We start from the raw sequence: 23,500 nt of genomic DNA, 5'->3' as shown, positions 1-23,500 counted from the left end.
ATGAAACGACCATGACGATCACCAAACGCCTTATTCTCACTCTCTCGGTGGCCTTGCTGGCGCTCCTGTTTGTCGGCATCGACGGCCTCTGGCAGCTGCAGCGCGCGCAGCAGCGCTTCGACACCGTGCAGAACCGCATCATTCCCAGCATCAGCGGCCTCAACGCCGCCAAGGGCTTCCTCGCCGATACACGCCTGGCCGGTTATCGCCTCTCCGTGTTCTCCAACCTGAGCGACAAGACCGCGCTGGACAAGGCCGTGGTCGCAGCCAACAAGGCATTCGACGACATCGTCGCCAAGTATGAGAAGGAACAGATCTTCGACGACACCGATCGCAAGATGCTGGAAGCCGACAAGGCCAACATGGAGGCCTACCGCAAGGCGCTGATTCCGTTTTTCGCCGCCGCGCATGCGGGCGACATGGACGGCGTGCGCGCCACGCTGGAGGCCGGCACCCCGCTGGCGCTGTCCGCCGCCGGCGTCAAGAAAGGCATCGACGATCACATCGCCTACAACGGCAAGCTGGTCGACGACGTGCGCGCCGAGAGCGTGGCTGCTTACGAGTTCGCGTTCAAGAGCATGGTCGCGGTCATCGTCGTGGCTTTTCTGCTGACCGGCACGCTGGCGCTGACCCTGTACCGCAACATCAGCGGCAGCCTGCGCAACATCCGCAACACGTTTGAAGAAGTCAGCGCCTCGCTGGACTTGTCGCAGCCGATGAAGGTCGATCGCATGGACGAGATCGGCCATGCCGCCACCGCCTTCAACAAGCTGCGCGTGCGCATCGTCGACGTCATCGGCACCGTGCGCACCTCGACCGATTCGGTCAGCGTCGCCGCCAGACAGATCGCCGTCGGCAACACCGACCTGTCGTCGCGCACCGAACAGCAAGCCGCTTCGCTGGAAGAAACTGCATCCAGCCTCGAGCAGCTGACCTCGGTGGTCAAGCAAAATACCGAGAACGCCAAGCAGGCCAACCAGCTGGCGCTGTCGGCGTCGAGCATCGCCTCGCAAGGCGGCGACGTGGTGCGCCAGGTGGTCGATACGATGAACTCGATCAACGAATCCTCGCGCAAGATCGTCGACATCATCAGCGTGATTGATGGCATTGCGTTCCAGACCAACATCCTGGCGTTGAACGCCGCCGTCGAAGCAGCACGCGCCGGCGAACAGGGTCGCGGTTTCGCCGTGGTCGCCTCCGAAGTGCGCAGCCTGGCGCAGCGCTCGGCTGCCGCCGCCAAGGAAATCAAGACCCTGATCGACGACTCGGTCGACAAGGTCGGCTCCGGCAGCAAGCTGGTGCAGCAGGCCGGCACCACCATGAGCGACATCGTCACCAGCGTGCAGAAGGTCACCGACATCGTCGGCGAGATCGCCAGCGCCAGCGAAGAGCAAAGCGCCGGTATCAGCCAGGTCAATCAGGCCGTGTCGCAAATGGACGACGTCACGCAACAGAACGCTGCACTGGTGGAAGAAGCCGCCGCCGCCGCGCAAGCTCTGCAAGATCAGGCCGAAACGCTGGAGCAGGTGGTCAGCGTGTTCAAGCTCGATGCTGCACGTCTGGTGACGACTGCAGCATCGCAGTCGGCCAAGCGCGCCATCGACATCACGCCGCCGGCCGTGCGCCTGGTGTCGCCTGCACCGCGTCGCCTGGAACATGAGGTCGATGCCTGAGCCTGATTAAAAAATCGGCGTTAAAAAGGCCGCACTGCTGTGCGGCCTTTTTCTTTGGCGCGGATTTTTGCGGCTAAAGATTCTGCGGCATGAAGCGGCCGCGTCGGCTGACGTTGCGTCCGGCTTCACGGAACTGGCCGTCGCCGGTGTAATGCACGGTCTGCGGATATTTCGGTGAAGGCGCGGCATGCGCCTTGACCACTTCAAAAATAAAATAGTTGTAGGTGTCGATCAGGCAATCGTCATAGAGCTTGCACTCGAGACTGACGAAACAGTCGTCCAGCAGCGGCGCTTTGACTTTTTCGGCGGCACTGGTGTGCAGGCCGAAGCGCGAGAACTTATCGACTTCGGCGCCGGAACAGTTGCCGATGTCTGCCACGGTATCGAGCATGTCGGCGGTGGGGATGTTGATCACGCACTCGCGGCTGCTGCGGATCAGTTCGAAACTGTGGTTGCCTGCGGCGATGATGCAACCCACCAGCGAGGGTGTGAATTCCATCACGGTATGCCAGCCCAGCGTCATCACATCGGTCTCATCCTGCCAGCGCGAAGTCACCAGAACGATGGGACCGGGTTCAAGATAATGGCGGATGTCGGAGACGGGATAATCGACCTTCTTGCTCATCACGGATCACCAGTGCGGAAATGAAGATGATCCATTTTATGCCCGGTGCCGACGGCATTTCTGTAGGACAAAAACTGATTTTCACGCTGAAATGCCCACCGGGTAGCGTAATCCACCCGTAATCAGTTGGCGACCGGTCAAGTTATTGCCATCCGGTCATGCCAGTCCGGCAATGTCCGCGTTGTGGATGACGCCGGAAGCGCGGTCACTTCGGGCGACATTGATCATGGCGCGTCCGAGTTGTTCGGTGGTGGTGATGTGGCGCGGGAACAATCCGCGCAGCAGCGACAGCAGCGGTCCGGCCAGCGTGTAGAACCAGCGATAGGCCGGCGTCTTCGAGACTTCGCCGTGCATCGGCTGGATCGCGCCGGGACGGAACATGTGGGCCGCCTTGAACGGCAGCGCCAGCAGCGCGTTTTCGGTCTTGCCCTTGACACGCGCCCACATGACGCTGCCGCGCTCGGTGCTGTCGGTGCTGGCGCCGGAGATGTAGGAGAAACTCATCTGCGGATTGAGCCGGCACAGCGTTTGCGCCGCCGCCATGGTGAGGTCGTAGGTGATGCGCGTGTAGTCGGCTTCGCTCTTGCCGCCGGCTGATACGCCGAGACAGAAGAAGCAGGCGTCGAAACCGCGCAGCTGTTCTTCGACCGCATCGTAGCGGTACAGATCAGGGACCAGCAGTTCTTTCAGCTTTGGGTGTTGCACGCCGACCGGCGTGCGTCCGACCACTTGCACGGCGGTGATGGCGGGGTCGCGCAGGCATTCGCGCAGCAGGCCCTGGCCGACCATGCCGGTGGCGCCGAAGATGAGGATGTTCATGTGGATTCTCCCGAGAGTTCACGGCTAGTTGGGAATGATTCAGGATTGCACAAGGGCAAACCTGAAAATCAGGGGCCGCAAAAAGCCGAAGGCTGCAGACACTCAATGTGCCTGCAGCCTCCGGCCGGTACTTCCTCAAGGGGATGTCGGGTCTGCTTAGCGGCCGGAATTAACGGCTGTAATACACGTCGCGATATTCGCGGCGGTATTCACGATACACCGGACGTTCGCGGTATTCGCGCTCGACGTAGACCGGGGCAGGGCGCACATAAACAGGCGCGGGTTGATAGTAGACCTGCTGCGGCTGCTGGTAATACACCGGCTGCGGCGCTTGTTGGTAGACCGGCGCTTGCTGATACACCGGTTGCGGTGCATAGCTAGGGCCGGAGTTGGCGTTGGCGATCATCGAGCCGATCGCGACTGCGCCGATGACGCCGGCGGCGATCGCCAGGCCGTTGTTGCCGCCGTGGTCACGTGCGGAGGCCGAAGTCGAAACCGACGCTGCCAACACTGCAGTAACAAGCAGGGCAGGGATGATTTTCTTGCTGATCATGATGATGTCCTTTCAGTTGAGGCGCATCTTATTTCTCGCCACGATTCGAATATATTCTATTTTCGGGCGAAGAAAAGCCCCGGCATTACTTGCTTACAATTCTTACCAAGTTGGCGAGGATCACGGCTGAGCCTGCCGCCAGCCTGCAATCGGCGCACGCCCACGTTAGAATGCAGGGCTGCTTTCCCTGGAGAAAGCCAACCGACGCCAACCCCGCATCCATGAATTACACTCCCGGCCGCCTGACGGCCTATGTCTGTCTCGCGCTCAGCATGTCCATGGTGGGCGCCTACGTCGCGTTGACCAAGCCGCTGGCGGCGGCGCTGCCGGTGTTCCTGCTGGCCTGGCTGCGCTTCGGCATCGGCGCGGTAGCGATGCTGCGCTGGCTGAAGAAGCCCGCCAACGAAGCGCCGCTGACGCCGCGCACTCGGCTGCTGGTGTTCCTCGAATCCTTCCTCGGCAACTTCCTGTTCACGATCTGCATGATCAGCGGGGTCAGCATGACCAGCGCCGTGTCGGCCGGTGTCATCATGTCGGTGATCCCGGCGGCGGTGGCATTGATGAGCTGGATCTTCCTGCGCGAACGCATCGGCGCGCGCGTCTGGATGGCGGTGGCCTGCGGTGCGATCGGCATCGGGCTGCTGTCGCTGGCCAAGAATCCGCACGCGCCAAGCCTGGATGCCGCCGGCGCTGATGCCGCCCATCAGGCCTGGCTCGGCAACATGCTGGTGTTCGCCGCCGTATTGTGCGAAGCCTCGTATGCCGTGATCGGCAAGAAGCTCACCGCCGTGCTCAGTCCCAAGCGCATCAGCTCCATCATCAATTTGTGGGGACTGGTGCTGATGACGCCGTTCGGGTTCTATACCGCGCTGCAATTCGATTTCGCCGCCGTGCACAAGGGCATCTGGCTGCTGCTGGTGTTCTACGCGCTGGCCGCCAGCGTGTGGAGCGTCTGGCTCTGGATGACCGGACTCAAGTCGGTACCGGCCGCGCGCGCCGGCGTGTTCACCGTGATGCTGCCGGTCAGCACCGCGCTGGTCGGCGTGCTGGCGCTGGGTGAGCAATTGACCATGATCCAGCTGGCCGCCTTCGCGGTCGCACTGGCCGGCATGCTGCTGGTGACGGTGCCCGGCAGGTCTGCTGCGGGTGCAGGTGCGGGTTCGGCGCGCTCCTGATTTTCCGCACATCACGCACATCATGGCGCGCCGCTACCACTACTCCGTCTACGTCATCGAACTGTCGGCCGACGTGTTGTATGAGGCGCGCTTCCGCAAGGCCAATCCCGACTACGTGACCGGCAAGCCCTGCGTCTACGTCGGCATGACCGGCCTCAACGTCGACCTGCGGTTTGACAAGCACAAGGCCGGCATCCAGTCCAACCGTTACGTGCGCGACTTCGGCCTGCGCCTGCTGCCCAAGCTCTACGAAATGTACAACCCCATGCCCTACGACGGCGCGCGCGACATGGAGGTCGAGTTGGCGATCGGTCTGCGTGAAGCGGGCTACGGCGTCTGGCAGGCCTGAAGAATCGGCGCCGGCAGGCGTCTTGGATTATTAAATTAAAATAACTAATAGCCTTAATTCGATTGAATTATAAGGATGCATGGCCGCCGTACAATGACTCCATTCCAGCTTGCCTACGAAGGAGCACGCCATGTTTGCAGGATTCGAACGCCAGGTCGCCGAGGTCAACGGCACCAAAATCAACTACGTTCACGGCGGCAGCGGCCCGGCCTTGCTGCTGCTGCACGGCCATCCGCAAACGCACGTGATCTGGCACAAGGTCGCCGCCGCATTGGCGCAGCACTTCACCGTCATCGCCGCCGACTTGCGCGGCTACGGCGACAGCGGCAAGCCGGCCGGCCTGCCCGACCACAGCAACTACTCCAAGCGTGTGATGGGACAGGATCAGATCGACCTGATGGCCTCGCTCGGCTTCGACAATTTCTACCTGATGGGACACGATCGCGGCGGTCGCGTCGCCTATCGCATGGCGCTCGATCATCCGGCGGCGATCCGCAAGCTGGTGCTGCTCGACATCGCGCCGACGCTGGCCATGTATGAACAGACCAGCCTGGAATTCGCCACCGCGTATTACCACTGGTTCTTCCTGATCCGTCCGGCGCCGTTTCCGGAGACGTTGCTCAGTTCGCATCCCGAGGATTACCTGAAACACACCATCGGCGGCCGCAGCGCCGGCCTCAAGCCGTTCACGCCGGAAGCCTATGCCGAATACCTGCGCTGCCTGCGCGATCCGGCCACCATCCACGGCATCTGCGAAGACTATCGCGCCAGTGCCGGCATCGACCTCGAACACGAGCGCCACGATCTCGCCGCCGGCAACAAGATCCGCTGCGACGTGCTGGCGCTGTGGGGCAAGCAGGGCGTCATCGAACGCTGTTTCGATCCGCTCACGGAATGGCGAAAGTTCACCGAAGAAGGCCGGCTCGGCGGCCGCGCACTCGACTGCGGCCACTACGTCCCGGAAGAAGCGCCGGAAGAATTGCTGGCCGAAGTGCTGCCGTTCTTCCACGCCTGAAACCTACTCTGCCAGCCCACAGAAAGACCATCATGCCAGCCCGCACCTTCTACCAGAAACTGGTCGACTCGCACACCGTCGCCGTGCTCGACGAGCAGCACGTGCTGCTCTACGCCGACCTCCACATCATGAACGAATACACCAGCCCGCAAGCCTTCAGCAGCCTGCGCGAGCAGGGCCGGCCGGTGCTGCGTCCACGCCAGCAACTGGCGGTGGTGTCGCACATCATCCCGACGCATCCGGTCGGCAACGCTGAGCGCGTGATCTTTGATCCGCCGTCGGCGCTGCAGGCCAGCAACCTCAAACGCAATTGCAGCGACTTCGGCATCACGCTGTTCGACACCACCGACGACGATCAGGGCATTGAGCACATCATCGCGCCCGAACACGGCTGGGTGCGCCCGGGCATGGTCATTCTGTGCGGCGACAGCCATACGACGACTTACGGCGCGCTGGGCGCATTGGGATTCGGCGTCGGCACCTCCGAAGTCGAACACATCCTCGCCACGCAGACACTGGTCTATCGCCTGGCGCAAGACATGCGCATCCGCGTCGACGGCGCGCTGCCGTCGGGGACGTCGGTCAAGGACCTGATCCTGATGATCATCGGCCGCATCGGTGCGCAGGGCGCGCGCGGTTACGCGGTGGAATTCTGCGGCACCACCATCGCCGCCCTGTCGGCCGAAGCGCGCATGACCTTGTGCAACATGGCGGTGGAAGCCGGCGCGCGCGCCGCGCTGATTCGCCCCGATGCGACTACCTTCGCGTACGTGCGCAGCCATGCCGACAATCTGGATGACGCCGCCTTCGCAAAAGCGATGGACGATTGGCGCGCATTGCATTCGGATGATGACGCGCACTTCGACGTCGAGTACGTCTTCCATGCCGCCCAGGTGTCGCCTTACGTCACCTGGGGCACCAGCCCCGACCAGGCCATCGCGGTCGATGCGCTGACGCCGCCATCGGAGGAGGGCGCCACTGCGCAGGCGCTGGCGTACATGGATCTGCGGGCGCAGCAATCGCTGCTCGGACTGCCGGTGGATCGCGTCTTCATCGGTTCCTGCACCAACGGCCGCATCGAGGATTTACGCAGCGCCGCCGCCATCGTCCGGGGCAAACATGTGGCTGCTTCGGTGCGGGCGATGGTGGTGCCGGGCTCCGGCGCAGTGCGCCGCCAGGCCGAGCGTGAGGGGTTGGCGCAGATCTTCATCGACGCCGGTTTCGAGTGGCGCCAGCCGGGCTGCTCGATGTGCCTGGCGATGAACGACGACGTGCTGGAGCCGGGCGAACGCTGCGCCTCGACCACCAACCGCAATTTTGAAGGACGTCAGGGACGCGGCGGTCGCACGCATCTGATGAGCCCGGCCATGGCGGCAGCGGCGGCGCTGGCCGGCAGCATCGCCGACGTCAGGACTTTGCACCAGGGAGACAGCCATGCTTGAAAAACAAGGACAACTGCTGCGCGGCGTCGCCGCGCCGATCCTGATCGACAATCTCGACACCGACCAGATCATGCCCAAGCAATTCCTGCGCATCATCACCAGGCAGGGACTGGACCGCGGCGTGCTGTACGATCTGCGCTTCCATCCGGACGGCAGCGAGCGCAAGGAATTCATCCTCAACCAGAATGGTTTTCGCGCAGCGAAATTCATCATCGGCGGCCCCAACTTCGGTTGCGGATCCAGTCGCGAACATGCGGTGTGGGGTTTGCAGCAGCTTGGCATCGAAGCGGTGATCGCGCCCAGCTTCGGCGAGATATTTTTCGGCAACGCGCTCAACAATCGCTTGCTGCTGATCGTGCTGCAGCAAGAACAGATCAACGCCTTGTTGCAGGACCTCGCGTCCGGTCATCATGAATTGGAGATTGACCTGCATATCTGCGCAGTGCGCAGCGCGACGCAGGTCTTCACGTTTCCGCTGGCCGAGCGTCACCGCAAGATGATCGTCGAAGGAGTCGACATGGTTGGCGCCACCCTGCAGATGCTGCCGGCCATCACCGACTTCGAACAAGGCCATCGCGCACGCCACCCGTGGGCCGACGCCTTGCGCTGACACGCTGCGATTTCGACGTTTTTGCGTCGATGTCTTTTCGATAATATCTCACGGTGAGATGGAAATCACCGGGTTTTTATGCTTCATTTTCACCATATGGCGCTCCCGACCGGAGTGATATAACTATCGACGTCGCGCACTCATCACAACTACATCAGCGCGATGTCGAAAGGACAGGGACATATGGAGAAGCAAGGCAAACGCAGCATGGTGCTGCTGGCCATGGCGGTGCTGCTTGGGTGGCAGTTGCCCGGATTGCAGTCGACGGCCGCCGCCGCCGACAAGAACGTCTCCATCGGATTCGCCGGACCACTCACCGGTCTGAGCAGCGCCAGTGGAGTCAGCATGCTCAATGCTGTCAAGATGGCGGTCGACGAGATCAACGGCGCAGACCTGCGCGTGGGCGGTGACCGATTGGTGCTCAAGCTGCAGGTGCAGGACGACAAATCGAATCCGCGCATCGCCGAAATCGCCGCGCGTTATTTCGCCAAGAACGATACCGCCGGCGTGGTCGGCATTTTCAATAGCGCGGTGGCGGTCAGCTCCTCGGCGATTTATCAGAAGGCTGGCATTCCGCATTTCGCCATTTCCGGCACGCGGCGCTTCACCCAGCAGGGCCATGACAGCGCGTTCCGCATTGCCGCCTACGACGAGCAGCGCGCTGCCGTGCTGGCCGCTTATGTCGCGCAGGAATTGCACAAAAGCCGCGTCGCCATCGTGCATGACGACAGCGTGTTCGGGCGTGATTACAAGGAAAAATTCGAGAGCGCCTTCACCAAGCTCGGCGGCAAGATCGTCAGCGTCAATTCGGTCAGCGCCACCACCTACGACTTCAACGACATCCTCAAGGCGATCCGGGTCGGCAAGGCGGATGCGGTGTTCTTCGGCGGGCTGGGATCGCAGAGTGCGATGCTGGCGCAAAACATGTACCGGCTGGGCATCGAGGCCCAACTGGTGACGGCGGCTTCGCTGGTCGGTCCGATGTATCTGCAGACCGCGGGTCCCGGCGCAGAAGGTACGGTGTCGATCATGCCCGGGGCACACCAGCGCAAGTCGAAGCAGCTCGAAGCCTTCGAGAAAAATTACCAGCAGCGCTACAACGCCGCGCCAGGCGCCTATTCAGCGGTGGCGTATGACCAGGTGCAGGTGCTGGTCGCAGCGATCGTGCGCGCCGGCTCGGCCAATCCGCGCAAGGTGACGGCTGCCTTGCATGCGATCAAGCATAACGGCCTGACCGGCGCGATTTCATTCGACGCCCACGGCGATCTGCGCGACGTGAGTTTCTCGACCTACCAGGTCAGGAATTCGGTGTGGACCATGTACAAGCAGTATCACGTCGGTATCGGCAACTGAAGTTTTCAGTTGCCTTGCGTGCGGGCCGCAGACTGATATGTTCGCGCCGTCTCGCATGATCAAAGCATGCGTAGCGGAATCACGTAAGGGATATCGCCGTCGCTGCCGATGCGCGCGCTGACGCCGTAGACCGCCTCGATATGCTGCGGCGTGAGCACCTCGCTCCAGTGTCCCTGCGCCACCACGCGGCCTTCCCTCAACATCACCAGGCGATCGGCGAAACGCGCCGCCAGCGCCAGGTCGTGGATGGCGATCAATACGCCGCTGCCTTGCGCGTCAGCGATTTCGCGTGCGGCGGTCATGGCTTCCAGCTGATGATGCAAGTCGAGATCGCTGGTCGGTTCATCCAGCAACAACAACCGTCCCTGCTGCACCAGCGCACGCGCCAGCAGCACGCGCTGCCGCTCGCCGCCGCTGAGTTCGTCATAGGGACGCAGCGCCAGTTCTTGCAGCTTGAGGCGTTCGATGGCGTCGAGCACGATGCGGCGATCATGGTCGCCGCTGTTCCAGGTGCGGTGCGGGGCGCGGCCCAGCGCAATCATGTCGGCCACGCGCAGCGACATGGCGGGCCCGGTGTGCTGCGGCACGTAGGCAATGGCGCGCGCCAGGTTGCGGCGCGACATCGCTTGCAGATTGTCGCCGGCCAGCGTCATGCCGGTGTGCTGCGACGGCATGATCCGATTTATGCATTTGAGCAGCGTGCTCTTGCCGGCGCCGTTGGGGCCGACCAGGCAGACGATTTCGCCGGCGCCGACTTGCAGATCGATGTTGTCGAGGATCAGGCGCTTGCCGTGACGGTAATGCAATCCGGAGATGTTGAGCATCACAGCCCCGCCTTGTGCCGGCTCGACAGCAGCAGATGCAGGAACAGCGGCACGCCGACGTAGGCGACGACGATGCCGACCGGGATGATCACCGGCGCGAACAGCAGGCGTCCGGCCATGTCCGACAGCAGCACCAGCAGCGCGCCGACGATGGCGGAGAAAGGCAGCAGCCAGCGATGGTCGCCGCCGATCAGCAGGCGCGCGATATGCGGCGCCACCAGGCCGACGAAGCCGATCACGCCGGTGAAGCTGACCACCGCAGCGGTAATCATCACCGCCACCACGGTTACTACCGTGCGCACGCGGCCGACCGCAAAGCCAAGCGAGGCGGCGATGTCATCGCCGCCGGCGGCGAACGCATTGAGCGCCCAGGCATGCCATTGCAGCAGCGGCGCGCCGAGCAGCAAGACGCCGCCGGCTACCGCGACTTCATTCCAGGTGCTGCCGTTGAGGGAGCCGAAGGTCCATTGCACGATGGCCGCGAGTTGCTGTTCGGTGGCGACGAATTGCACGCTGGCGGTCAGGGCGCTGAACAGATAAGTCAGGCCGACGCCGCCCAGCACCAGCATGGTGGCGCTGACGCCGCGCAGCGCCGAGAACGCCAGCACCAGCGTCGCGCACAGCACCGCGCTGGCGAAGGCGGCCGCGACGGTCAGATACAGACCGCTCCAGGCGCCCGCCACGCCGGTCGCACCTGACAAGATCGCCAGCGACGCGCCGAACGCCGCCGCCGGGGAAATGCCGACCGTGTAGGGACTCACCAGCGGATTGCGCGTGATGCCTTGCATGGCTACGCCGGCCAGCGCCAGGCCCGCGCCGGCGACTACCGCCATGACGATGCGCGGCAGCCGCAGTTGTTGCAGCAGCGAGATCTGCCACGCCGGAATGTCGCTCAGCCACGCCGCCGGCAGCAAAGGCGCGAACAGTGCGCGCAGGCTGGTCGCCATGCCGAATTTTTGTGCACCCAGCGATCCGGCCAGCGCCATCGCGGCGATCAGCAGCGCGACGCCGGCGATCATCGCCAGTGCATTGCGACGCTGGTGATGTTTCAGCGCTTGTACGAGAAGCGTGTTGTTCATTTGCGCAGTTCCGCCAACGACGCGGTGTAACCACCCGGCGCCGGTACCTGTTGAAAATCTTCCAGCCAGGTGCGCATGACCTGGTCGGGATCGACGTCTTTGAAGCGATCCGGATACAGCCATTTGGCGATCTGCAATGCGCCGATGATCTTGGAACAACCGCCCGCCAGGTAATAGCTGATGTGATACACCTGCACAGGGGCATTACGCACCGCCGGCAGACGGTCGAAGCCTGGGCGCGCGGCGACCGCTTCGAGCACCTGCAACGAGAACGCACGGCTGTGTGGTTCGTACTGGCCGGGTTCAAGTTTGACGATGACGTCGGGCATGCGCGCGACGACTTCTTCCGGATCGACGCTGAAGCCCTGTACGCTGCCGCGCGCCGACGGTTGGTTAAGGACGCTGACATCGCGGAACACATTGACGCCGCCGCCGACCTCGACCATGTCGTGCCAGCCCGATCCCTTCAACAGAGTCTTGTAGGCGCCGACTTCTTCGATGTAGACGCGCTTGCGCTGCGCCATCGGCAGGTTCTGCAAGCGCTGCGCAAGCAAGTCGCGGTAGCGGCGATAGAAAGCGTTCAGTTTGGTGGCGCGCTGTGGCTGTTCAAACAGCTTGCCGAACAGCGTGACGTTTTCTTCATGCTTGAGCACGTCCCAGGCGGTAACCACCACCACCGGGATGCCGAAGCGGCCGAGCACGGCGGACGCCTTTTGCCAGTCGCTGTTGCGCGGGAAGAAAACCGCATCCGGCTGCATCGCGACGATGGCTTCGTAATTGGGACTCGACTGCCCTTGTCCCGCCAGCATGGCCGGCGTCACCGTCGGCCAATAATTGCGGCTGCGTGCAGAGTCGATGTCGACGCCCACCACCGGCTGCATGCCCGCCACGGCGCGCACGAATTCGGTGGTGTAGCGGTTGAAGACGACTACGCGTTTCAGCGGTGTCTTCAGGGTGAGTTCACGACCGACGTCATCCTTGAACGTCAGGCTGTGGCGGGTGTCTGCGGCATGGACCAAGGGCGTCCGCACCAGCAACGGCAGTCCCAGCAACAGCAGCAATGGCAGCAACAGCCGCCGCCGTTGCTGCTGCTGTTGCTGTTGCTGTTGTTGCAGCGGAATGATCCGGTCAGAACGCATAGTTGCCGGTGACCGTGTAGGTGCGCGGTGCACCCAGGATCCACTGCGTCGCGGTGCCGGCGTAGGTCGATGCGGCGTAGACCTTGTCGGTGAGATTGTCGATGCGGAAATCGAACTTCAGTTTCGGCGTTACCTTCCACGCCACGCCGGCGTCGAGCACGGTGTATGCCGGCAGACGCGACTGGTCGGTGTTGTCCGAGTAGCGGTCGCTGACGTAATGGGCTCCGGTGCGGGCTTCCACTTGCGGCGTGGCGTTCCACAGCACGAACAGATTGCCGGTGCGTTTCGGCACGAACTGCGGACGGTAACCGGCCAGCGAAGTCGCCTTGCCGCCGACCGAAGCGGTGAAGTTGTCGAAGCGCGCCTGCAGCACCGAGGCATTGGCCTCGACGCGCCAGTCGTCGTTGACCTTGAAGGTCAGCGAGCCTTCCAGGCCGCGCGACGATTGCTGGCCGACGGTGTCGGAGATGGCGGTGTTGTTGATGTTCGGCGCCAGCAGGTTGTTCTTGATGATGCGGTAGGCCGCCAGCGTCCATTCCACGCGGCCGTTCCACAAGGCTTGCTTGACGCCGACTTCGGCCTGCTTGCCCTTGGATACGCCGTACTGCATCTGCGACGCGCTGATGCTGGCCAGCGAGGTGACCGGATCGGACGCCACCGCATACTGCGCGTACAGCGAGGTGTCGGTCACCGGCGTGAAGACCACGCCGGTATTCCACGACACCGCATTCTGGTTGCCGTTGGCGGTCAGGCGCGTGATGAAGTCATCGCGCCTGGTCTGGTAGTTGTCGCCGCGCAGCCCGCCGGTGACGGCCCATTGCTTGTTCAACTGATAGCGGTCCTGCAGGAACAATCCGGCCTGGTCGACGGTGACGCGATACAAGGCGCGGATGGCCGGCGAGTTGCCCTGTGCGAACGTGCCAGGATTGAAGTTGAGCGCATTGACGGTGGTGCCGCCGGCGAAGTTGCCCGCGGCGTTGGTGTTGTCGTTGCGGTCGTACAGCGAGCGGTTGAGGTCGAAGCCGACCACCAGCTGATTCTTGTTGCCGAACAGTTCGCCGTCGATGGTGGCGTAGCCGTGATCGCCGTACTGGGTCTGCGCGCCGACGATGTCGCGATAATTGGAGCGGGCGACGTTGCCGGTGGCCGGGTTGTAGGTGTAGGTATAGGTTTCCTTGTAACGGCGGTCGTGCTTGATCAGGTAGACGTCGTTGCTGAGCACGACCTTGTCGCTGAGCTCGTAACGCGCGCGCAGGTAGGTGCGGTTTTCGGTGAAGCGCACCTGGGCGTCGTCGACGTTGTAGTTCTTGAAGCGCGTGCCGGGAACGATGGCGCCGTTGACGATGGGCGTGCCTTCGTAGCTGCCCGGATGGATGTCGGCGTAGTCGTTGGCCAGCGTCAGGGTCAGGTCGCGCGTGGCTTTCCACAGCAGCGAGCCGGACACGGTCAGGCTGTCGCTGCGACCGCGGTCCATCCAGCCGTCCGAGTTGACGTGGCTGACGTCGAGGCGATAGGCCAGCGTGTCGCTGAGCGGGCCGGTGCTGTCGAAGGCCTTGCGATAGGTGCCGAAGGAGCCGGCCGAAAATTGCACTTCATTCGACTGCTGTTTCAGGTCGGGCCGCTTGGGCACGACGTTGACGGCGCCGCCGACGAAGCCGGTGCCGTACAGCACGGAAGCCGGTCCGTTGAGGAACTCCACGCGTTCCACATTCCACGGATCGACCGGGAAGGTCACCACGCCGCCGGCGTTGTACAACTGCAAGCCGTCGTACAGTTGCGAAATCGAATTGGGGCCGTAGAAGCCGCGCGCCGACAGCGAGTTGTTGCCGTTGCCGGAGAACGGCACCGAGGTCACGCCGGGGGCGCGCGTTTCGGCGTCAAGCAGGGTTTGATAACCGCGGTCGCGGATGGTGTCGCCCATGATGACGGCAACGCTGGCCGGGGTTTCCAGTGGCGTCAGGTTGAGACGGCCGCCGGCGGTCGAGGGCGCCTTCAGGCTGCCGCCGTCCTGGGTCGAGACCGTGATCTCGGGCAGCGAGGCCTCGGCTGCCTGAGCGAACGCGGCGCCGGTGTTGAGTGCAGCGAATGTACCGAACGCGCCGGCCAGCGCATACGACAAATGAGACAGGCGCGGTTTGCCCGTGCGCAGTGGTGCAGAGTGTTTCATGTGAGCTTCCCTTTGATGACCGCCATGTCCTGGTGCGTGGTGTATGGTGGCAGTCTGTTTTTGTACGGCGCGCATCCCCGCGCGCTGTGATCAAAGGAAACGGGCAAAACGGTGAGTGAGTGAAGTACGAAGACGGCAGACGCATGAATGCGGCAAGCGAAGACCTCCATCGCAAGCGGAGGCGGTCGAGCGGATGACGGATTCGGTATGCAGTGCGCAGTGCTTCGCAGTTCACGACATACCCCGGTCGCTCGCTTCCATCCGTTCTGGCCGGTATCCGGGCTAACAGGGCTGATCGCCTCGCCTTCCCATGCCTGAAATCTGAAGCGGCACAGTGGACTGTGGAGGAAACCTGTCGCGCTACATCAATGCGCGACGCCTGTTTTACCGTTGCGGGGACAGCACACGTTTGCCGCTGCAACAAACAAATACACAGCGCGTGTTTCCCGTTTAACTGCGGTCAAGGAATCTGACCGCGAGCACCAAAACTCCGCCATGATACTTGTGGGGGTGGCTTCCCGCAATGCCATCGTTCGGGAGCGCCGCGCAGATTTTCCGTGACGCAACAGGGGCAAACGCAAGTGGAAATTCCCGACGCTCGCTATACTTGTCGTCTTTACCGGGAAGGACACCATGAATTCGCGACTCCGCTTCACATTCACACTCAGCTTCACGCATGCACTGCAGTTCGCCGCTGTTGCGGCGGTGCTGACCACCGCAGGTTTCTCCGGCAACGCCGCAGCGCAAGCCACCATCAAGATCGGCGAGATCAACAGCTACAAGGCGCAGCCGGCTTTCCTCGAGCCGTACCGCCAGGGCTGGGAAATGGCGCTGGAAGAAATCAACGCCGCAGGCGGCGTGCTCGGCAAGAAGCTGGAAGTGATTTCGCGCGACGACAACGGCAACCCGGGCGACTCGGTGCGCGTGGCCGAAGAACTGGTCAAGCGCGAACAGGTGTCGCTGCTGTTCGGCGGTTTCCTGTCCAACACCGGGCTGGCGCTGACCGACTACGCCAAGCAGCGCAAGATTTTCTTCCTCGCGGCCGAGCCGCTGACCGACAAGATCGTCTGGCACAACGGCAACAAATACACTTATCGCCTGCGCCCCTCGACCTACATGCTGGTGGCGTCGCTGGTCAAGGACGCGGCCAAGCTCAAGAAGAAGCGCTGGGCCATCGTCTATCCGAATTATGAATACGGCCAGTCCGCCGTCGCCAGCTTCAAGACGCTGATGAAGGCGGCGCAACCGGACATCGAATTCGTCGCCGAGCAGGCGGCGCCGCTGGGCAAGATCGATGCCGGCGCGGTCACGCAGGCGCTGGCCGATGCCAAGCCGGATGCCATCTTCAACGTGCTGTTCGCGACCGACCTCGGCAAGTTCGTGCGCGAGGGCAATACACGCGGTCTGTTTGAAGGACGCGAAGTGGTGTCGCTGCTGTCGGGCGAGCCGGAATACCTCGACCCGCTGCGCGCTGAAGCGCCCACTAACTGGCTCGTGACCGGCTACCCGTGGTACGCCATCAATACGCCTGAGCACAAGAAATTCGTTGATGCCTATCGCAAGAAATACAACGACTATCCACGCAACGGTTCGCTGGTCGGTTACAGCGCGCTGATGTCGATTGCGGCCGGGTTGAAGAAGGCCGGCAGCGCCGATTCGGACAAACTGGCGGCAGCGTTTTCCGGCCTGAAGGTGGAGACGCCGGTGGCGACCATCACCTACCGCGCGCAGGATCACCAGTCGACCCTGGGTGCTTTCGTCGGCCGCACCGGCGTCAAGGATGGCAAGGGCATCATGAGCAGTTTCGTGTATGTCGACGGCGCCAGCCTGCAACCGTCGGACGCGGAAGTGAAGAAGCTGCGCGCCGCCGATTGATCAGGCAGCGTCAGGCCCGCACCACATTCCTGCCGGCGTTTGCCGGCAGTTTTGTTTCCGGTTGTATTTCTTCCATCGCCACCCGGTTACGGCCGCCATTCTTGGCGACGTACAAGGCGCGGTCGGCGCGCGCGTTGAGGCGGTCGGGGCTGTCACCGCGCTGCGCGGCAGCGACACCGATGCTGATGCTGTAGCGGCAGGCGCCGAACTCGCCCGACACGATCTGGGCTTCCGCCTGTGCGCGCAGTGACTCTGCTACGACGGCTGCTTCGGTTGCCGTCGCTGACGGCAGCAGCAATCCGAATTCTTCTCCGCCCAACCGCCCCATCGCATCGCCCGGTCGCATGAAGCCGTGCGCCATCTGCACGAACGCGCGCAGTACTTCGTCGCCGCCGGCGTGGCCATGGGTGTCGTTGATGCGCTTGAAATGATCCAGGTCGATCAGCAGCAGCACCGGCGGCGCTGTCGGCTGTATCGGCTGCGCTGCCGCCAGCAAATCGCGTGCAATGCTTTCGAAGCGTTTGCGCGTGAGCGCACCGGTCAGGTGGTCGTGGTTGAGCGCGTGCTCGACCTTGGCCAGCATGGCGTCATGCACGATCATCACCGCGATCATCGTCAGCGTCGGCATGACCACCGCGCCGACGGTCAGCAGGCTGATGTTCCAGACGCTGTTGAGCATGGCCAGCGATTCGTCCGGCGCCAGCGTCAGGAAGTACAGGCCGCGCACCAATTGCGTCGCCGCGAACAGGAAGGCCATCAGCGCCGCGAACCAGAAATTGTAGGGACTGCGATCACGCGGGCGATGGCGCAGCAGGATCACGCCGACGGCAGTGCAGATGATGGCGTTGAAGCTGGTGGAGGCGGCAACGCGCAGCGGCAGGTTGGCGTCGACGTAGCGCCACACGACCATGGCGACACCGACCAGCGTCACGCCCGTAAGCATCAGCTTCCACCGCGTCGGGCGGCCGAGAAAACGCGCACAGCCGGCGTAATAGAAGGCGCCCGCCAGCGACACGATGACGTTGGCGACGACGATGGAAACGACATCGGGAATTGTGTTGCGCAAGGCCAGCAGCGGCAGCGACACCACCATTGCCAGGTTGGCGAAAAACCATTCGCGCACACCCGCCACCGGCGAACGCAGCAGGGACCCCAGCACCAGCAGCATCGCCACGCTGAACAGGGCGGTCGTGGTGAGAATCGAGACAACGGTCAGCATGGCGCGCAATGAAATCAAACAGGGACGTATTGTAATGCGCAAGCTGCGGCCGACGGCGGTCGATGATTTCTTTGCATAAAGTGTCGGCAGAGCAGCGCGCGCAAGCATTCAACCCTCTTTCTTGTATTTTTGTAAAAAGATTTCTGACCATTTCTACCAGTTCAACCTCATTTCCACCTGGAAATCCGACGCTAACCCAGCACCGGCAAGGATCGTGCATAAAAGCTATTGAATTGATGAAAACTATCAATTTTTACTATTCATTGATATTCCCTAAGATTGCGTCAGCTAGCAGTTGTTGTGCACCGCAAGATGCGAACAACCGCCAAAACAAGATAAAAAGCGCCGACTCCGGACGGCGTACAACTTCAGGGAGCATCACCATGAACCAATCGCCACGGCCTGCCATCAGCGTCGCAGCCCGCCTAGGAATCAGTTTCGCCATCGTGCTAGCCATGATGGTGGCGCTCACCGTGCTCAGCATCATGAAGGTCAACGCCATCGAAGGCAGCCTGAGCACCATCAGCGACGACAACAACGTCAAGCAGCGCTACGCGATCAACTTCCGCGGCAGCGTGCACGATCGCGCCATCGCATTGCGCGACCTGACCCTGGTGAGCGACGCCGAAGTCAAGGACGTCACCGGCCTGATCAGCAAACTGGACAACGACTACCAGCAATCCGCGCAACCGCTGGACGCCATCTTCTCCGGTGAAAAGGGCAAGAACATCCGCGCCGAAGAACGCGCCGACCTCGCCGCCATCAAGGCCGTCGAAGTGCGCGCCATGCCGCTGGTGCAACGCATAATCGCCGCCCGCACCTCGGGCGACACCGACGGCGCACGCCAGATCATGCTGCAACAGGGCAAGCCGGCTTTCGTTGAATGGCTCGCGTCGATCAACAAGTTCATCGATCTGCAAGAACAGATGACCCAGGCCGAATCGGCCCGCGCACGCAACCTGGCGCACGGCTTCCAGGCGCTGATGCTGGTTCTGTTGGCGATTGCCATGGCGACCGGCGTTGTGCTGGCGACATTGATCACCCGTCACATCCGCCGCGCACTCGGCGCCGAACCGGCGCAAGTCAAGGAACTGGCCTTCGCCGTCGATCGTGGCGAGCTCTACCACGCCATCGAGCAGGACAAGGATCTCGGCAAGGGACGCGACAGCATCATGGCCGCGTTGTCGGAAATGAGCAGCAACCTGCGCCGCACCGTCGCCGAAGTCCGCGACGCCGCCAGCGACGTCACCGAGATCAGCGCCCAGATCGCCGAAGGCAATCGCGACCTCGCCGCCCGCACCGAAGACCAGGCCGCTTCGCTGGAAGAAACCGCCTCGGCGATGGAGCAACTGACTTCCACCGTCAAGCAGAACGACGACAACGCCAAGCAGGCCAACCAGCTGGCGCGCAATGCTTCCGCGATCGCCATGCAGGGCGGCGCCATCGTCGGCCAGGTGGTGCACACCATGGATTCCATCAATACTTCTTCGCGCAAGATCGTCGACATCATCGGCGTGATCGACGGCATCGCGTTTCAGACCAATATCCTGGCGCTGAACGCTGCGGTCGAAGCAGCCCGTGCCGGTGAGCAAGGTCGCGGCTTCGCCGTGGTCGCCACCGAAGTGCGCAGCCTGGCGCAGCGCAGCTCGGCCGCCGCCAAGGAAATCAAGTCGCTCATCGACGACTCGGTCGAGAAGGTCGACACCGGCGCCAAGCTGGTCGGCCAGGCCGGCGAAACGATGGAGCAGATCGTCGCCAGCGTGAAGCACGTCACCGATGTGGTCGGCGAAATCTCCGCCGCCAGCCACGAACAAAGCATCGGCATCGAAGAAGTGCACCGCGCCATTGCATTGATGGACCAGGTCACGCAACAGAACGCCGCCCTGGTGGAACAAGCCAGCGCCGCCGTCGGCACTTTGCAGGATCAGGCCGGCAGGCTCAATCAGGCGGTCGGCGTGTTCAGCCTGGAAGACCCGGCGTTGTCCGGCTCCGCCCGCATCGTGCCGCTGCGTCCGCTCGGCGCCGACACCAAGGTGGTCAACCCGGCCTTGCAGCTCAGGGATGAACGCCGCAGCGCCTGATGCATCGCCAGGCGTCACGTATGAAACAAAGCCCGCGCAAGCGGGCTTTTTGCTTGGCGCCGGCTGCTCGTCATCACCATGCATTCTGCTGATGCAGCGCTTTCGCCGGCGCCGGTATGGCAACGCCGCCACACAAACAGCATCTTTCCGCCATTTCATTCAAATGAGTGATTCGCCGAGCGACAAACCTCGCTAGTATGATCGCGCCAACGAATCTTCGGACGCCTTGCAAATTTCCTTGTGGAAATGATGTGCGGACTCACCGGGATCGAACGGCAACTTGCCAAAACAAGTTCACAAAAAAACATGAGGGGTGGGGGAAATGAATAAAAACCTGGTGAGGTCCCTGGGGCTGTGCGCCGTATTGTTTGTGCTGCCGGGAGTCGCCCTGGCCTATTGTCCGCCGACCAGGCCGCCGTCGCTGCAACAGCAGTGTCTCGACCACGAAGAACGGGAACGCCAGCAGGAGGCTGCACGCGCACGTCAGCGGGAACAGGAGGTGGCGCGCGACCGTCAGCGCGAGCAGGAAGCAGCCCGGGATCGTCAACGCGAGCAGGAGGCTGCCCGCGAACGGCAGCAGCAGGAAGCGGCGCGCGAGCGTCAACGCGAACAAGAGGCGGCCCGTGCACAAGAGGCGGCCCGCTCGCAAGGATCGGCGCGCGAACGCCAACAGCAGGAAGCGCAGGAGAAGCAGCGCAAGCACCAGGAAGCGGAACGGGCGGAGCGTCAGCGCATCACCGAACGCCCGGGCGGCAAGCTGCCGCCACTCGGCCAGGGTGCTCCGCTGGCGCCGCCGCACGCTGCGGCCCCGCAGCAGCCGCAACAGTCGCAACAGCCGCCGCAGCAACGATACACGCAGACCGTCGCCATACCGGGGTCGCCGCCGCAGCAACAACAGCAGCAGTCGGCGCAGACAACACCAGCGTCGTCCGCGGCACAGGCGCGTACAGGCACGGTGGCGCCGACAGGCAACACATCAACTGTCCCCAACGCGTCAAACGTCTCGAATACGTCGAACCTGCCGGCTACGCAGCAGCGCCAAACCGCTCAAGTCACGACAGCGCCCACCTCGCAAGCCGCACTGCTGCGACAGCAGCGAAGCGCGCCGCCGCCACCGGTGATCGCATCGGCCCAACCCTCGTCTTTATCCTCCAACCGGACCGCGCCGGTCAACAGCGTCGACACATCAACCGGCGGCAATGCGAAGCCGGCCGATACGTCAGGCGCCTCAACTGTATCGACTACATCCACCACGTCGGGCTCAGCCAAGAAAGCCGAAAAGAAAACCACCTGGGGACCACTGCAATATGAAGCCGTCGCCATCTGCCGCAAGCAGAAGCGCGGCACCTATCAGTGCTTCGGTCCGCTCGACAATGACGTGCTGGGCGGCGACACCCTGGAACGCGCACTGTCCCGGCAATATTGCGCGGGCGGGACCTGGGCTGCGGGCGGGCCGTTTTTGCACGACGAGCAGTGGGAGGCCTATCGTTGCGGACACGCGCTCGGCGCCGGCGACTATGACCTGGTGAAACGCTACAACCTGATTACCGCGCAACGCACTTACATGTGCCCGCAATACAAGCCGTCCGACGGCCGTTGTGCGACGCCTTACGACGGACAGGACAAGCGCTGACATGCAAGCGGCATATCGGCAATCGAACACGAAGAGCATGCATGCTCGTTGCAATAAACCGGGGGGCAAGTCAGTGTCAAAAGTCTGCAATGCAATTCTCATCGTGCTGTTGATCTCATTGGCGGGATGCGCGCCTCTGCCGCCGCCGTACGTTGCGCCCGATCCGTTTGCTGAAGCGCTGGTCAAATACCGGGCGCTCGATTGCGATGCGCTGGCGGTCTCCGAGCGCGGCTTCAACACCGCCCTGGAAAAAACCGCGGATGTGTCGAGCAAGCCGTTTTGGCAACGACACATCGCGGCAGTAAAACAGGTGCGTCTGGAAAAGAAATGTCCCACCACAAGCGCCAGGCCCATGCTGGGTATTCGTCTCGATCCGCTCCTGCCGGCCGCGGCCAGGCCGCTGGGCTTGCCCAATGCCAAAGGCGCGCTGATCGGAGAAGTGATGACCGCATCGGCAGCCGAGCGGGCCGGTCTGGTGGCCGGCGACGTCATCCTCGGCATCAATGGCCAGAAGCTGGCGACCGCAGCCGAAGTGGCGGCGGCAATCGGTCAGCCTGAAGCCGGCGCCAGGATAGAAGTGCTGGTCTGGCGCAATCGACGCCAGCAAGTCGTCCTGGTTGATTTCGGTGCGCCGGTGGCCAAAGCAGCTCCCGCCGCCGGCAGCCTGATGGATGCGGCCACGGCCGACTTCGACGCCGCCCGCTATACCGATGCTGCGCGCAAGTACCAGCAGGTGCTGCAACAGTCTCCCCAAGACACGCTGGCCTGGTATTTCTATGGACAGACCATGGAGAAGCTGCGCGACGTCATCGGTGCGCAGGATGCCTATCGACGGGTTCTCAGCATTCAGCCTGAGGGCCAAGTGGCGGATTATGCACGTCAGGCGCTGGAGAAACTGGCGCCGAACAAGAAGGCGGCGAAGAAGAAATAAGCCGTTGTGTCTGCAAATAGCCGACCCGCCCGGGTGGCTATTTGCGCGAATTGCGCTTGCCGGACTGTTTCTGAAACACTGCTTCGGCGTGCTTCAAGAACAGGCCGGCAAGATGGGCATGAGGACGTTGCACACCCCAGATGAAACCGATCCGGCGTACCGGCGCATGGCTCGGCAACGGCACCCGCGCGATCGACAGACCGCCCGACCACAGCGCCGACCAGTCGGGCAACAGCGACACGCCGAGTCCATGATCAACCATCACGGCAATCGACATCAGTCCATTGATCTCCAGGCGCTGATGCGGACGAATGCCGTGATCGCGCAAATAGCGATCGGCCAACTGGCCGCCCCAGACCGTACGGTCGTAGCGGATGAACGGTTCCTCGCGCAGCAGCGCATGCGGATCGCGACCGGCCATGGCGACAGGCGCCACCACCACCAGCGGTTCGTCCATCAGAGGACGCCATTCACAGGTCTTGGGAATCGCGAACTGCGGCTCGACCACCACCGCCGCATCCAGTTCTCCTGCCGCCACCATGCGGCACAACTCGACTGAACCATTCGACACCACCGACACCGACAGATCGGGATGCTCCGCGTAGAGCGTGCGCAAGACCGGCGGCAGCACGGTGGTCAGCGCCGAGACGAAGGTGCCCAGACGCAATTCGCCGACCGGCGATTCCTTGACGGCCATCGCACGCAGGTCGCGCTCTTCGCGCAACATGCTGCGGGCGCTGTCGAGAATGTTGAGGCCGGCCGCAGTCGGCTTCACGGAACGGCCGGAGCGCTTGAGGAGGGGCGTCCCGAGTTCTTCTTCGAGCGCCTTGACGCGCGCGGCCAACGCTGCCGACGTCAGGTCCAGACGGCGCGCCGCCTCGGCGATCGAACCGCATTCGACGGTGGCGACGAAGCTTTGAATGTAGCGAAGGTCCATG

20 protein-coding genes and 1 riboswitch are annotated in these 23,500 nt (G+C 62.9%); of the genes, 11 read left to right on the top strand and 9 right to left on the bottom strand.

From position 1 onward, the window contains the following. The first annotated feature begins 11 nt into the window (after nucleotides 1-11). Nucleotides 12-1,673, top strand: coding sequence for a methyl-accepting chemotaxis protein (locus tag E4P32_RS19320; protein ID WP_116435904.1), 1,662 nt, complete (start codon nucleotides 12-14; stop codon nucleotides 1,671-1,673). A 73-nt stretch (nucleotides 1,674-1,746) separates the two neighbouring features. On the opposite strand, the gene E4P32_RS19315 is transcribed toward E4P32_RS19320, so the two are convergent. The 3 genes from E4P32_RS19315 to E4P32_RS19305 all read right to left on the bottom strand — a co-directional run bounded on the left by E4P32_RS19315 (nucleotide 1,747) and on the right by E4P32_RS19305 (nucleotide 3,670). Beyond that, the gene (locus E4P32_RS19315) at nucleotides 1,747-2,298 is read right to left on the bottom strand and encodes a flavin reductase family protein (RefSeq protein ID WP_116435903.1); all 552 of its coding nucleotides are present in this window, start codon (nucleotides 2,296-2,298) and stop codon (nucleotides 1,747-1,749) included. Between the two features lie 156 nt (nucleotides 2,299-2,454). Next, nucleotides 2,455-3,117 (bottom strand): NAD-dependent epimerase/dehydratase family protein, encoded by a 663-nt coding sequence (locus E4P32_RS19310; RefSeq protein ID WP_116435902.1) that lies wholly within the window; start codon nucleotides 3,115-3,117, stop codon nucleotides 2,455-2,457. 169 nt (nucleotides 3,118-3,286) lie between these two features. Next, entirely contained in the window at nucleotides 3,287-3,670 is a 384-nt protein-coding gene (locus E4P32_RS19305; RefSeq protein WP_116435901.1) for a hypothetical protein, read from the bottom strand. A 221-nt stretch (nucleotides 3,671-3,891) separates the two neighbouring features. Between E4P32_RS19305 and E4P32_RS19300 the strand changes: the two genes are divergently transcribed. The 6 genes from E4P32_RS19300 (at nucleotide 3,892) to E4P32_RS19275 (ending at nucleotide 9,614) form a co-directional block, all read left to right on the top strand. Next, nucleotides 3,892-4,845, top strand: coding sequence for a DMT family transporter (locus E4P32_RS19300; RefSeq protein ID WP_116435900.1), 954 nt, complete (start codon nucleotides 3,892-3,894; stop codon nucleotides 4,843-4,845). Nucleotides 4,846-4,867: 22 nt separating this feature from the next. Beyond that, nucleotides 4,868-5,194 carry a hypothetical protein gene (locus tag E4P32_RS19295; protein WP_116435899.1) on the top strand — a complete coding sequence of 109 codons (327 nt, stop codon included), beginning with the start codon at nucleotides 4,868-4,870 and terminating at the stop codon, nucleotides 5,192-5,194. 130 nt (nucleotides 5,195-5,324) lie between these two features. After that, a complete protein-coding gene (locus E4P32_RS19290) occupies nucleotides 5,325-6,209 on the top strand; it encodes an alpha/beta hydrolase (protein ID WP_116435898.1) in 885 nt (294 codons plus the stop codon). Nucleotides 6,210-6,241: 32 nt separating this feature from the next. Continuing rightward, on the top strand, nucleotides 6,242-7,651 hold the full coding sequence (leuC, locus tag E4P32_RS19285; RefSeq protein ID WP_116435897.1) for a 3-isopropylmalate dehydratase large subunit: 1,410 nt from the start codon (nucleotides 6,242-6,244) through the stop codon (nucleotides 7,649-7,651). Next, nucleotides 7,644-8,261, top strand: a complete 618-nt coding sequence (gene leuD / locus E4P32_RS19280) for a 3-isopropylmalate dehydratase small subunit (protein WP_116435896.1) — start codon at nucleotides 7,644-7,646, stop codon at nucleotides 8,259-8,261. The genes leuC and leuD overlap by 8 nt, the downstream gene beginning before the upstream one ends. A gap of 183 nt (nucleotides 8,262-8,444) precedes the next feature. After that, a complete protein-coding gene (locus E4P32_RS19275) occupies nucleotides 8,445-9,614 on the top strand; it encodes a branched-chain amino acid ABC transporter substrate-binding protein (protein ID WP_116435895.1) in 1,170 nt (389 codons plus the stop codon). A 59-nt stretch (nucleotides 9,615-9,673) separates the two neighbouring features. Here the strand turns inward: E4P32_RS19275 and E4P32_RS19270 are convergent, their stop codons facing one another. From E4P32_RS19270 to E4P32_RS19255, 4 genes are read right to left on the bottom strand one after another with little or no spacing between them, the layout of a single operon-like run. Continuing rightward, complete coding sequence (locus E4P32_RS19270) at nucleotides 9,674-10,438, bottom strand: ABC transporter ATP-binding protein (protein ID WP_116435894.1); 765 nt, start codon at nucleotides 10,436-10,438, stop codon at nucleotides 9,674-9,676. Continuing rightward, the gene (locus tag E4P32_RS19265; protein WP_116435893.1) at nucleotides 10,438-11,517 is read right to left on the bottom strand and encodes an iron ABC transporter permease; all 1,080 of its coding nucleotides are present in this window, start codon (nucleotides 11,515-11,517) and stop codon (nucleotides 10,438-10,440) included. Before E4P32_RS19265 ends, E4P32_RS19270 begins: the two co-directional genes overlap by 1 nt. After that, nucleotides 11,514-12,656 (bottom strand): ABC transporter substrate-binding protein, encoded by a 1,143-nt coding sequence (locus E4P32_RS19260; RefSeq protein ID WP_233526731.1) that lies wholly within the window; start codon nucleotides 12,654-12,656, stop codon nucleotides 11,514-11,516. The genes E4P32_RS19265 and E4P32_RS19260 overlap by 4 nt, the downstream gene beginning before the upstream one ends. Continuing rightward, nucleotides 12,646-14,823: a TonB-dependent siderophore receptor gene (locus E4P32_RS19255; RefSeq protein WP_116435892.1), complete on the bottom strand. Its 2,178-nt coding sequence runs from the start codon at nucleotides 14,821-14,823 to the stop codon at nucleotides 12,646-12,648. Before E4P32_RS19255 ends, E4P32_RS19260 begins: the two co-directional genes overlap by 11 nt. Nucleotides 14,824-15,073: 250 nt before the next feature. Then, a riboswitch (cobalamin riboswitch) is annotated at nucleotides 15,074-15,325 on the bottom strand. A 131-nt stretch (nucleotides 15,326-15,456) separates the two neighbouring features. Here E4P32_RS19255 and E4P32_RS19250 point away from each other — a divergent pair. Next, on the top strand, nucleotides 15,457-16,698 hold the full coding sequence (locus tag E4P32_RS19250) for an ABC transporter substrate-binding protein (protein WP_116435891.1): 1,242 nt from the start codon (nucleotides 15,457-15,459) through the stop codon (nucleotides 16,696-16,698). A 10-nt stretch (nucleotides 16,699-16,708) separates the two neighbouring features. Here the strand turns inward: E4P32_RS19250 and E4P32_RS19245 are convergent, their stop codons facing one another. Next, the gene (locus tag E4P32_RS19245) at nucleotides 16,709-17,917 is read right to left on the bottom strand and encodes a GGDEF domain-containing protein (RefSeq protein ID WP_116436047.1); all 1,209 of its coding nucleotides are present in this window, start codon (nucleotides 17,915-17,917) and stop codon (nucleotides 16,709-16,711) included. Nucleotides 17,918-18,300: 383 nt separating this feature from the next. Between E4P32_RS19245 and E4P32_RS19240 the strand changes: the two genes are divergently transcribed. The 3 genes from E4P32_RS19240 (at nucleotide 18,301) to E4P32_RS19230 (ending at nucleotide 22,562) form a co-directional block, all read left to right on the top strand. After that, entirely contained in the window at nucleotides 18,301-19,998 is a 1,698-nt protein-coding gene (locus tag E4P32_RS19240) for a methyl-accepting chemotaxis protein (RefSeq protein ID WP_116435890.1), read from the top strand. A 337-nt stretch (nucleotides 19,999-20,335) separates the two neighbouring features. After that, nucleotides 20,336-21,631, top strand: coding sequence for a hypothetical protein (locus tag E4P32_RS19235; protein ID WP_135008769.1), 1,296 nt, complete (start codon nucleotides 20,336-20,338; stop codon nucleotides 21,629-21,631). 103 nt (nucleotides 21,632-21,734) lie between these two features. Beyond that, on the top strand, nucleotides 21,735-22,562 hold the full coding sequence (locus tag E4P32_RS19230) for a PDZ domain-containing protein (protein WP_158559746.1): 828 nt from the start codon (nucleotides 21,735-21,737) through the stop codon (nucleotides 22,560-22,562). A gap of 37 nt (nucleotides 22,563-22,599) precedes the next feature. Here E4P32_RS19230 and E4P32_RS19225 read toward each other — a convergent pair whose 3' ends face one another. Beyond that, nucleotides 22,600-23,499 (bottom strand): LysR family transcriptional regulator, encoded by a 900-nt coding sequence (locus E4P32_RS19225; RefSeq protein ID WP_116435887.1) that lies wholly within the window; start codon nucleotides 23,497-23,499, stop codon nucleotides 22,600-22,602. Between the last annotated feature and the right edge of the window lies 1 nt (nucleotide 23,500).

The sequence above is a fragment of the Herbaspirillum sp. 3R11 genome, from assembly GCF_004563925.1.
In the GTDB taxonomy this organism is placed as follows: domain Bacteria; phylum Pseudomonadota; class Gammaproteobacteria; order Burkholderiales; family Burkholderiaceae_D; genus Herbaspirillum.
This window is presented reverse-complemented; position numbering and strand designations above follow the sequence as displayed.

Coding starts and splice junctions, on each gene's coding strand:
- E4P32_RS19290 (WP_116435898.1), top strand. CDS start 5,325: ATGTTTGCAGGATTCGAACGCCAGGTCGCCGAGGTCAACGGCACCAAA.
- E4P32_RS19260 (WP_233526731.1), bottom strand. CDS start 12,656: ATGCGTTCTGACCGGATCATTCCGCTGCAACAACAGCAACAGCAACAG.
- leuC (WP_116435897.1), top strand. CDS start 6,242: ATGCCAGCCCGCACCTTCTACCAGAAACTGGTCGACTCGCACACCGTC.
- E4P32_RS19265 (WP_116435893.1), bottom strand. CDS start 11,517: ATGAACAACACGCTTCTCGTACAAGCGCTGAAACATCACCAGCGTCGC.
- E4P32_RS19300 (WP_116435900.1), top strand. CDS start 3,892: ATGAATTACACTCCCGGCCGCCTGACGGCCTATGTCTGTCTCGCGCTC.
- E4P32_RS19310 (WP_116435902.1), bottom strand. CDS start 3,117: ATGAACATCCTCATCTTCGGCGCCACCGGCATGGTCGGCCAGGGCCTG.
- E4P32_RS19295 (WP_116435899.1), top strand. CDS start 4,868: ATGGCGCGCCGCTACCACTACTCCGTCTACGTCATCGAACTGTCGGCC.
- E4P32_RS19270 (WP_116435894.1), bottom strand. CDS start 10,438: ATGCTCAACATCTCCGGATTGCATTACCGTCACGGCAAGCGCCTGATC.
- leuD (WP_116435896.1), top strand. CDS start 7,644: ATGCTTGAAAAACAAGGACAACTGCTGCGCGGCGTCGCCGCGCCGATC.
- E4P32_RS19275 (WP_116435895.1), top strand. CDS start 8,445: ATGGAGAAGCAAGGCAAACGCAGCATGGTGCTGCTGGCCATGGCGGTG.
- E4P32_RS19320 (WP_116435904.1), top strand. CDS start 12: ATGACGATCACCAAACGCCTTATTCTCACTCTCTCGGTGGCCTTGCTG.
- E4P32_RS19245 (WP_116436047.1), bottom strand. CDS start 17,917: ATGCTGACCGTTGTCTCGATTCTCACCACGACCGCCCTGTTCAGCGTG.
- E4P32_RS19250 (WP_116435891.1), top strand. CDS start 15,457: ATGAATTCGCGACTCCGCTTCACATTCACACTCAGCTTCACGCATGCA.
- E4P32_RS19255 (WP_116435892.1), bottom strand. CDS start 14,823: ATGAAACACTCTGCACCACTGCGCACGGGCAAACCGCGCCTGTCTCAT.
- E4P32_RS19305 (WP_116435901.1), bottom strand. CDS start 3,670: ATGATCAGCAAGAAAATCATCCCTGCCCTGCTTGTTACTGCAGTGTTG.
- E4P32_RS19315 (WP_116435903.1), bottom strand. CDS start 2,298: ATGAGCAAGAAGGTCGATTATCCCGTCTCCGACATCCGCCATTATCTT.
- E4P32_RS19240 (WP_116435890.1), top strand. CDS start 18,301: ATGAACCAATCGCCACGGCCTGCCATCAGCGTCGCAGCCCGCCTAGGA.
- E4P32_RS19225 (WP_116435887.1), bottom strand. CDS start 23,499: ATGGACCTTCGCTACATTCAAAGCTTCGTCGCCACCGTCGAATGCGGT.